Source organism: Megasphaera intestinihominis, assembly GCF_040096415.1.
Taxonomy (GTDB): domain Bacteria; phylum Bacillota; class Negativicutes; order Veillonellales; family Megasphaeraceae; genus Megasphaera; species Megasphaera intestinihominis.
In genome coordinates, this window is the sequence record NZ_JBBMEU010000077.1 from 1 (window position 1) to 9,715 (window position 9,715).

The following is a 9,715-nucleotide window of genomic DNA, read 5'->3' on the forward strand; positions in this document are numbered from 1 at the left end:
ATTTCATGGAAGGTTTCAAAGTAAGCGATTTCCGGCTGATAACCAGCTTCGCAAAGGGTTTCAAAACCGTTGGTGATCAACTGGCAGATGCCGCCGCAGAGGACTGCCTGTTCGCCGAAGAGGTCTGTTTCCGTTTCTTCCTGGAAAGTCGTCTGGATGACGCCGGCACGGGTACCGCCGATGCCGCGGGCATAGGCCAAAGCGATGTCGAAGGCTTTGCCTGTAGCGTCCTGTTCGACAGCGAATACGTCAGGAACACCGCCGCCTTCAGTGAAAGTACGACGGACGAGGTGGCCCGGGCCTTTCGGAGCGACCATGAAGACGTCGACTGTCGAAGGAGGAACAATCTGTTTAAAGTGAACGTTGAAACCGTGAGCGAAAGCGAGGGCGCTGCCGTCTTTCAAGTTGGGAGCGATTTCTTTTGCGTAGACGTCAGCCTGTTTTTCGTCCGGAATCAAGATCATCGTGATATCGGCTTCTTTAACGGCTTCAGGAACGGATTTAACTTCAAGGCCGGCTGCCTGGGCTTTGGCGATGGATTTGCTGCCTTCATACAAGCCGACGACGACGTCGATGCCGCTGTCTTTGAGGTTCAACGCATGAGCGTGGCCCTGGCTGCCATAACCGATGATTGCGACTTTTTTGCCTTTCATTACATCCCAGTTTACATCCTGATCATAAAATACTTTTGCCATGATAACATATCTCCTTTGTAATATAAAATAAGAATTTTATCGTTGGGATTTAGAGATTTGTCAAAAGAGGCCAACAAAAAAACTCCGCCCCTTCTGTAAGGGACGGAGTATAATTCCGCGATACCACCCTGATTCCCGGCGCATTGCTGCAGCCGGACTCTCTACAACGTACCAACATACGCGTTTCTGGTAACGGTGAAATGCCGTCGGCGCCTAATGAAATTCAGCGTCGATCTTCGGAGAGGAGCTTCATCAGTATCATCGTACTGGCTCGCACCGGCCGCCAGCTCTCTGAAAAGCAATGGTACAGACTACTTTCTCTCGTCATTAGATTTACGAATATTTCGCTTCACGGTTTGTTTCCTGAAGCTTGAACACATTGTACGCAATTTGCTGGTCTATGTCAAGATGTTTTTCCATAAATTTTTAAAATAAAACAAGGTTAAACGTTAAATGATTAGGCAAAACGTTTATAGATTGTAGGGGCTCGCACGTGGCGAGCCCGCCCGATATATGTGGGAATACCGAGGTCGGTTTGCGCGAGCGGACGCCCCACGAACCACCTAAAAAGGGACTGTCGCACGAAGGTTTTTACCATCATGCGAGGCACCTTTTACTTTATAGTTTGTAGTTTGTAGAAGTTTGGCTTAAATTTTTTACCGTTTGCTGCAAACTAAAAACTACAAACTTAAAATTCAAAAAGAGGCTGTCTTAATGCGACAGCCTCTTTTTTCTAATGATGATCAACTGTAAGTTCTTTGAAGCGTTTGGCGACCGGGTCGGTCTTGATGAGTTCTTCCAGGTGTTTCAATTCTTCGGCTTCTACAGTTTCTGTCGTATCGTAGCTGGGCGGTACGGTCTTAGCCAGGTACAGGCATCTTCTGATCGAGGAGATGCTGACGATGATGACCAGGAGAGCCATGATGGCCGAAACGGTGAACAGGAGCCATTCTTGTTTGGGCAGATAGATGTTGAACATGTTGAGGTAATCGGCCCAGAAGATGACGACGGTCAGGAAAGCCCAGGGGATAATCGTGACCCAGGCGAAGCGGGCCTTACCCATAGCGCAGATGACAACCGTCGAGATGGCCAGGGTAATGATGGCCAGCAGCTGGTTGGATACACCGAAGATAGGCCAGATGGTGGACAAGTTCCCTTGGAGGACGATGTAACCCCATGCACCGGAGATCAGAGCCGAGGCGATGATAGCGCCGGGCAGCCAGTGGGGATCGCCGAACTTCGGCCATACGCGGCCGACGAGTTCCTGAAGCATGTAACGGCCGACACGGGTACCGGCATCGATGATGGTCATGATGAAGAGGGCTTCAAACATGATACAGAAGTGATACCAGTAGTTCATGAGGTGGTCGAGGCCAGGGATGTTGGAGAAGATGAAAGCCATGCCGACAGCCAGGGAAACGGCACCGCCCGGACGATGGGCGACGTTTTCACCGACCATGGCGTTCAGCTGCGGCAGGTCGACGACCTGGATGCCCAGGGCCTGGAAATGTTCTGCCGACGAGTTGATGGCGAAGTAGTCATTCGGTACGAGCGAGCAGGCTGCAATCAAAGCCATCATGCCGACGAAGGATTCGGTCAGCATAGCACCGTAGCCGACGGGCAGGATGGAGCGTTCGTTCATGAGCATCTTCGGCGTCGTGCCCGTAGAGATCATGCAGTGGAAGCCGGAGACGGCACCGCAGGCGATGGTGATGAAGATGTACGGCAGGACAGGGCCGGTGATGACCGGGCCGCCGCCGGCGCAGAACTGGGTGATAGCCGGCATCTGGACGGTCGGGCCGACGATGATGATGCCGATAGCCAGGGCGCCAATGGTCCCGATCTTCATGTATGTCGAGAGGTAATCACGCGGAGCCAGGAGCAGCCATACCGGAAGGGCAGCGGCTACGAAGCCGTAAATGATGAGAGCGATGGAAATCCCTTTGGCGCTGATGGTGAAGAGCGGAGCCAAAGTAGGCGATGCCTGGACGGCAGGGCCGAGGACGACGGCCAGCAAGGTCAGGGCGACGCCGATGACAGTGCCTTCTTTGATGCGGCCAGGACGCAGGAACTGCATATAAATACCGATGAAGATAGCGATAGGAATGGTCATGCCGATGGTGAAGGTACCCCAGGGGCTGTCGTGCAGGGCGTTGACGATGACGACGGCCATCCCGGCCATAGCCAGGATGTTGAGGAACAGGACGGCGAAGGACGTAGCCAAGCCAGTCTTGTCACCAATCTGGGCTTTTGCGATTTCAGCGATGGATTTGCCATCGTAACGCATGGAGCAGAAGAGGATGACCATGTCGTGGACGGCACCGGCGAGGACGCCACCGATGAGGATCCACAAGGCACCGGGCAGATAACCGAACTGAGCGGCAATGACCGGGCCTACGAGCGGGCCGGCACCGGCGATAGCGGCGAAGTGATGGCCGAAGACGACGTACTTGTTGGTAGGCACGTAGTCGTGGCCGTCTTCAAAGCGGAAGGCCGGCGTGACCTTGTACTGGTTGACCGTCAAGACTTTGGCAGCGATGAAAGCGCCATAGAAACGGTAAGCCAGTACAAATACTAATGCAGAGATAATGACTAAATACAAACCATTCATAAAACAATCCCTCCTTTATGAAATTGTGTGTAGGCTACTCTACTTCCCACGGATCCGGAGCTATACTTATTTCTAATTGGTGTAATATGAATTATGTATCGCACGAGAAATAAAGTATACACTGTACTTATACACTTACTATAGGCTAAAGGAGAGAAAAATTCAAGTTACTTATAGTAAAGATTACGAAAACAGCATGATATAAATTCATAATAAAAATAATAAAACGTTATAAAACGGGCATTTCCTTTGCGCAAAGAGAATTTTGAGTATATTATCAATGGTCAACAATGCACTTTGTGCATTATTGACAGTGGCTCGTGATTTGTGCCTGTAGGGGCTCGCACGTGGCGAGCCCGCTGGGGATATGTAGAATATCCATGAACCGATTTGCGTAAACGGGCGCCCCACGTGGTCGCCCCTACAGAAAAAAGGCTTGCCGCATGTGCGACAAGCCTTTTTTACTCGCTCTTAGTGATGAGCAATGGTTAATTCTTGGAAACGCTGAGCGGCTTTATCCGTCTTAACGAGTTCCTGGAGATGTTTGAGTTCTTCTGCTTCGACAGTTTCTGTCGTATCATAGCTGGCCGGTACGGTCTTAGCCAGGTAGATGCATCTACGGATAGCACCGATAGCTACGATGATGACCAGGACGGCCATGATGATGGAGACTGTGAACATCGTCCATTCACCCTTCGGCAGGTAGATTTCGAAGATGTTCAGGAAGTCGGCCCAGAAAATCATGACCATCAGGAAAGCCCAGGGAAGACCAGTAACCCAGAGGTAACGGGCTTTGCCCATGGAGCAGATGACAACCGACGAAATGGAGAGGGCGATGATAGCCAACAGCTGGTTGGATACGCCGAAAATCGGCCAAATCGTGGACAAGTTGCCGTTCAGTACGAGGTAACCCCATGCTGCGCAGATCAAAGCCGATGCTACGATAGCACCCGGTTTCCAGTTCGGGTCACCGAATTTCGGCCATACGTGGCCGACGAGTTCCTGGAGCATGTAACGGCCGACACGAGTACCAGCATCGATGATAGTCATGATGAACAAAGCTTCAAACATGATGCAGAAATGATACCAGTAGTTCATGAGGTGGTCGAGGCCAGGCAGGTTCGAGAAGATGTAAGCCATGCCGACAGCCAGGGAAACAGCACCGCCCGGACGATGAGCGACGTTTTCACCGACCATTTCGTTCAGGTGCGGCAGGTCGACGACCTGGATGCCCAGAGCCTGGAAGTGTGCAGCCGAAGAGTTGATAGCGAAGTAATCGTTCGGTACGAGGGCGCAGGCTGCAATCAGAGCCATCATAGCGACGAAGGATTCAGTAACCATAGCACCATAGCCGACAGGCAGGATGGAGCGTTCGTTCATGAGCATCTTCGGCGTCGTGCCGGTGGAAATCATGGAATGGAAACCAGAAACAGCACCGCAGGCGATGGTAACGAAGATGTACGGAAGGACTGCACCGGTAATGACCGGGCCGCCGCCAGCGCAGAACTGCGTCGTTGCCGGCATCTGAATCTGCGGGCCTACGATGAGGATGCCGAGAGCCAGGGCACCGATAGTACCGATTTTCATGTACGTAGAGAGGTAATCACGCGGTGCCAGAAGGAGCCATACCGGAAGGGCTGCGGCGATGAAGCCGTAGATGATCAGGGCGATGCAGATGCCGTTATGGCTGATGGTGAACATGGGCCCTAAGACCGGCGAAGCCTGGACTGCCGGACCAGCGACAACAGCCAGCAAGGTGAGGATGACGCCGATGATGGTGCCTTCTTTGATCTTGCCAGGACGCAGGAACTGCATGTAGATGCCGATGAAGATAGCGATAGGAATGGTCATGCCGATGGTGAAAGTACCCCACGGGCTGTTTGCCAGGGCATTGGCGATAACGACGGCCATGCCAGCCATGCAGAGGATATTCAGGAAGAGGACGGCGAAAGAAGTAGCTACGCCTGTCTTCTGGCCAATCTGTGCTTTTGCGATTTCGGCGATGGACTTGCCATCGTAACGCATGGAGCAGAAGAGGATGACCATGTCATGGACAGCACCGGCGAGAACCCCACCGATGAGAATCCATAAAGCGCCGGGCAGATAACCGAACTGGGCGGCGATGACCGGGCCGACAAGCGGGCCCGCACCAGCGATGGCTGCGAAGTGATGGCCGAAGACGACGTACTTGTTGGTCGGTACGTAGTCATGACCGTCTTCAAAGCGGAATGCCGGTGTGACTTTGTACTGGTTCAGCGTCAAGACTTTTGCGGCGATGAAAGCGCCGTAAAAACGGTAAGCCAGTACGAACACTAATGCTGAAATAATAACGAGATACAAACCGTTCATACAAAAAGAACCTCCTTTGATAAAATAGTATGCGTGCAACCCTTTCCGTATGAAACAAAATGATACCAACGTACAACGCTTGGAAATGGGGTACACTACATTACGCTCCCTTATTATAGAGCAGTTTTCCCGAATTGCAAGATGTACACTCAGCATAGTACGCTAACTGATTATAACTCAAAATACATTATCAAATTACAATTTGTTATAGTAAACGTTTTCGTACTATATATAGCAATGAACGTTTAATTTACATACTAGATAAGCCATATAATTACTGAAAGTCATATGGATAAATGTCAACATAGCGATTTTTCATAGGTATTGCGAATAGAAAAGTTAAACCTTTTACCCTAGCCACGGCCAGTGGACAATGCTATAATGGCTATAGCTTTTGAACTTATCTTTTTTCATTATTACAGGAGGTTTTTATCATGTCTCAAACTGACTATACTTTGGTTCTGCCGGCTTTTACCATTGGCGTCCATGCTTATGATGCTATCGGCAAGATTACCCGTCATTTCGGCAAAAAAGTCGTCATCATCGGCGGCAAGACGGCCCTGTCCAAGGCAAAACAGCCCTTGCTCGATGCCATCGCCAAGACGGACCTGGAAGTCCTCGGCGTACTCTGGTACGGCGACGATGCGACGTATGAACACGTCGACCGCCTGCTCCGTGAACAGGCCGTCCAGGATGCTGACCTGGTCTTCGCCGTCGGCGGCGGCCGTGCCATCGATACCTGTAAAGTCGTCGCTGACCGGGCTGGCAAGGCCTTGTTCGCTTTCCCGACGCTGGCTTCCAACTGTGCTCCATCGACGGCCCTGGCTGTCATGTACAAAGCCGATAAATCCTTTGCCGGCTACTACTATCTCGACCAGCCGCCGGTCCATACCTTCATCAATATGGCCATCATTGCCGACTCGCCTTTCAAGTTCTTCTGGGCCGGCATCGGCGATGCTATGAGTAAAGAATGTGAATCGGAATTGGCCAGCCGTACGGCGGAACACTTCCATACGGTCCTCCTGGGCCGGGCCATCGGCAAAGCCTGCACGGCGCCGCTCTTGCAGTATGGTGAACAGGCCCTGGAAGATTTCAAGGCCAAGAAGATCACCTATGCCCTGCAGCAGGTCGTCCTGGATATCATCATCAGCACGGGCCTCGTTTCCAACTGTACGACGGGCGGCGGCGACTACTACTACAATTCGTCCCTGGCTCACATGTTCTATAACGCGTCGACGGTCCTGCCGCAAGTCGTCGAAGGCCATCTCCATGGCGAAACGGTTTCCTTCGGCGTCCTGGTCCTGCTGACCTATGACAAACAGTTTGAACTGCGCGACCAGGTAGCGGCCCTCTATAAGAAGTGCCATTACCCGACGACCCTGGCTGACCTCGATATCAAAGCCGGCGAAGTCGATTCCATCGTTGATGCTGCTCCGGCCCTGACCGAATGGACCTGCGTCCCCGAACCGCTGACCAAAGAAGCTTTCAAAAAAGCCATCATGGATACCGACGAATTCGGCCGTTCGTTATAATACCTTGAAGGCCGTTGGTCGAAGTGCTTCGATGAACGATGAACGGACTACGATGAACGTCATGATGTAGCGATAACTGGCTTTTTCGTGTATAATGAATTTTATAATAAGATTAGTTTGTAGTATGGAGTTTGTAGTTTGTAGAAGATGTTTTTAAATTTTTACCATATACTACAAACTGAAAACTTCAAACTTAAAACTCAAAAAGGAGCTGTCTTATTGCGACAGCTCCTTTTCAAACTTTTCACGCCACGGAGGGGATTATGGACCAAGTATTAGAACAAGTCATCAGTGCCATCGAACCGATGGATTTGGCAAAAACGGCAGAGTGCTATCAGCGCCTGGCCAGTCTGACCATACGCCAGGACAGCAAGTTGTCCTATCTGGCAGGCCGCATTGCCGGTGTACAGGGGACGCTGCATCCGGAAAAATTGCAGAAAGCCGTCGTCGTCTTTGCAGCTGACCATGCCGTCGATGGCGGAGAAAATAAGACCAAGGGCAAGAACAGCAAGGCCGACGCCCTGGAAATCGCCACTGGCCGAGGGCCTATCAATAAGGTGGCCCACCGCATCGGTGCCGGCGTCATGCTCCTTGACATGGGCCTGGAAGAAGATATCCCGGAATCGCAGGGCGTACAGAATTTAAAAGTCATGCACGGCAGCCATTTCTGGGCCCGCCAGGATGCCATGAGCGAAGATGAAATGATGGATGCCCTCTTCAGCGGCCTGCAGATCGGACAGAACCTGGCCGATGAAGGCTATACGGCTGTAGGTCTGGGGAACCTCGGCGAACGGGGACTGCTGACGGCTTTCATATTGACAGCTGTCTTTTTCCGGGACCAGCTGGAAGAACTGCCGGAGCACATGAAGTCCGGTCAGAAATTAGAGAAATTGAAGGAAGTCATCGACCAGCACCACTTCCATGCGTCAGATCCCCTGGACCTCCTGCGCCGTGCCGGGGCTCCGGACATTGCCGCCATGGTCGGCTTCATCCTGTCGGCAGTCCAGCGCAAGCTGCTCGTCATCTTTGACAACGCCGTCACCGGCTCTGCCGTCCTCATTGCCCGCGCCTTATGCCCGACGATTGACGATTACGTCTGCGCTTCGGCGCGCTATCTGGAACCGGTCCATCAGATGCAGATGAAGAAACTGGGCCTCAAGCCCTTCGTCGAACTGGACCAGAACCTCGACCAGGGCATGGGCTCGGCTATGGGCCTGACCATGCTCGACGCATCGGTACAGATGATGAATGAAAATTTAAAATAAGGAGCGATTTCCATGAAAACCTTATACCTCGATTGCTTTTCCGGTATCAGCGGCAATATGTTCATCGGCATGCTCATCCAGGCCGGTGTCCCCTTTGAAGCCTTTAAACAGGCCATGGCCTCGCTGAACCTGACGGGCTATGACTTGGTGTGCCACAGCGTCAACAAGCTGGGCATCCAGTCTATCTATTATAATGTCCTCCTCGATGCAGAACGTCATGACCACGGGGCTCACGACCATCATGAGCATCACGACCATGAACAGGGACACGAACACCATGAACACCACGCGCATCATGGGGAAGAGTTGGCCGGCCAGGGCCATCTCGTCGATATGACGGGCCATCATCATCACCATCAGCACCGGGGCCTTCCGGAAATTACCAAGATCATCGAAGGTGCACCTATCGAGGACGATATCAAGGCCAAGAGCCTGGCCGTATTCCAGGCCCTGGCAGAAGCCGAAGCCAAGGTGCATGGCGTCCCCGTCGACGAGATACACTTTCATGAAGTCGGCGCCATCGACTGTATCCTGGATATCGTCGGTACGGTCTGGTGCCTGAAATACCTGGGCATCGAACAAATCGCCACGTCGCCGCTCCATGCCGGCAGCGGCTTTGTCCGCTGCGCTCACGGCATCATGCCCGTCCCGGCACCGGCGACGGCCGAACTCCTGGCCGGGATTCCCTGGTATGCGACGGATATCAAAGGCGAACTGGTCACGCCGACCGGCGCTGCCCTGGTCAAAGTCCTGGCGCATGCCGGCGTCCGCCCGAAGGATTTCGTCTACGACACCGTGGCCTACGGAGCTGGAACGAAAGACCTGACTATCCCCAACGTCGTCCGCGGCTTCATCGGACAGGCAGGGGAAATATCGTAGGCTGTAAATCGTAGGGGATTGTCACACGAATGGATTTGCCATCATGCAAGGCTCCTTTCTCTTTATAGTTTGTAGTACAGAGTTTGTAGTTTGCAGAAAATGGCTTTAAATTTAAAACCATTCACTAAAAACTACAAACTGCAAACTTAATACTCAAAAATAGGCTGCCTTAATGCGACAGCCTATTTTTTTTCTTGACAAATCTCATACGTCATGGTATTATAATTAAGCACTGTGACGGGCACAACGGCCCGCCGGAATACAGCGTTGACATATCAATCCCGATGTGATATACTTAGAAAGTCGTCATGCGGAAGTAGCTCAGTGGTAGAGCATCACCTTGCCAAGGTGGGGGTCGCGAGTTCGAGTCTCGTTTTCCGCTCC

The 9,715-nt window shown here is 52.1% G+C and carries 6 protein-coding genes, 1 tRNA gene and 1 other annotated feature; of the genes, 4 read left to right on the forward strand and 3 right to left on the reverse strand.

Going from position 1 to position 9,715, the window contains the following annotated elements:
- From ilvC to WMO23_RS10025, 3 genes are all read right to left on the reverse strand, one after another.
- Nucleotides 1-695: ketol-acid reductoisomerase (gene ilvC / locus WMO23_RS10015; RefSeq protein ID WP_349173957.1), on the reverse strand; the 695-nt coding region annotated here is incomplete at its 3' end.
- 95 nt (nucleotides 696-790) lie between these two features.
- Nucleotides 791-1,032 (reverse strand) — a binding site (T-box leader).
- A gap of 396 nt (nucleotides 1,033-1,428) precedes the next feature.
- Nucleotides 1,429-3,306, reverse strand: a complete 1,878-nt coding sequence (locus WMO23_RS10020) for a carbon starvation CstA family protein (RefSeq protein WP_020311431.1) — start codon at nucleotides 3,304-3,306, stop codon at nucleotides 1,429-1,431.
- 471 nt (nucleotides 3,307-3,777) lie between these two features.
- Nucleotides 3,778-5,655 carry a carbon starvation CstA family protein gene (locus tag WMO23_RS10025; RefSeq protein WP_020309585.1) on the reverse strand — a complete coding sequence of 626 codons (1,878 nt, stop codon included), beginning with the start codon at nucleotides 5,653-5,655 and terminating at the stop codon, nucleotides 3,778-3,780.
- A 434-nt stretch (nucleotides 5,656-6,089) separates the two neighbouring features.
- Here WMO23_RS10025 and WMO23_RS10030 point away from each other — a divergent pair, with 434 nt between their 5' ends.
- The 4 genes from WMO23_RS10030 to WMO23_RS10045 all read left to right on the forward strand — a co-directional run bounded on the left by WMO23_RS10030 (nucleotide 6,090) and on the right by WMO23_RS10045 (nucleotide 9,713).
- Complete coding sequence (locus WMO23_RS10030) at nucleotides 6,090-7,187, forward strand: iron-containing alcohol dehydrogenase family protein (RefSeq protein ID WP_020309586.1); 1,098 nt, start codon at nucleotides 6,090-6,092, stop codon at nucleotides 7,185-7,187.
- Nucleotides 7,188-7,450: 263 nt separating this feature from the next.
- Nucleotides 7,451-8,452 (forward strand): nicotinate-nucleotide--dimethylbenzimidazole phosphoribosyltransferase, encoded by a 1,002-nt coding sequence (locus tag WMO23_RS10035; protein WP_301876859.1) that lies wholly within the window; start codon nucleotides 7,451-7,453, stop codon nucleotides 8,450-8,452.
- A gap of 12 nt (nucleotides 8,453-8,464) precedes the next feature.
- A complete protein-coding gene (gene larC / locus WMO23_RS10040) occupies nucleotides 8,465-9,331 on the forward strand; it encodes a nickel pincer cofactor biosynthesis protein LarC (RefSeq protein ID WP_020309588.1) in 867 nt (288 codons plus the stop codon).
- Between the two features lie 310 nt (nucleotides 9,332-9,641).
- Nucleotides 9,642-9,713, forward strand: a tRNA-Gly gene (locus tag WMO23_RS10045).
- Nucleotides 9,714-9,715 lie beyond the last annotated feature (2 nt).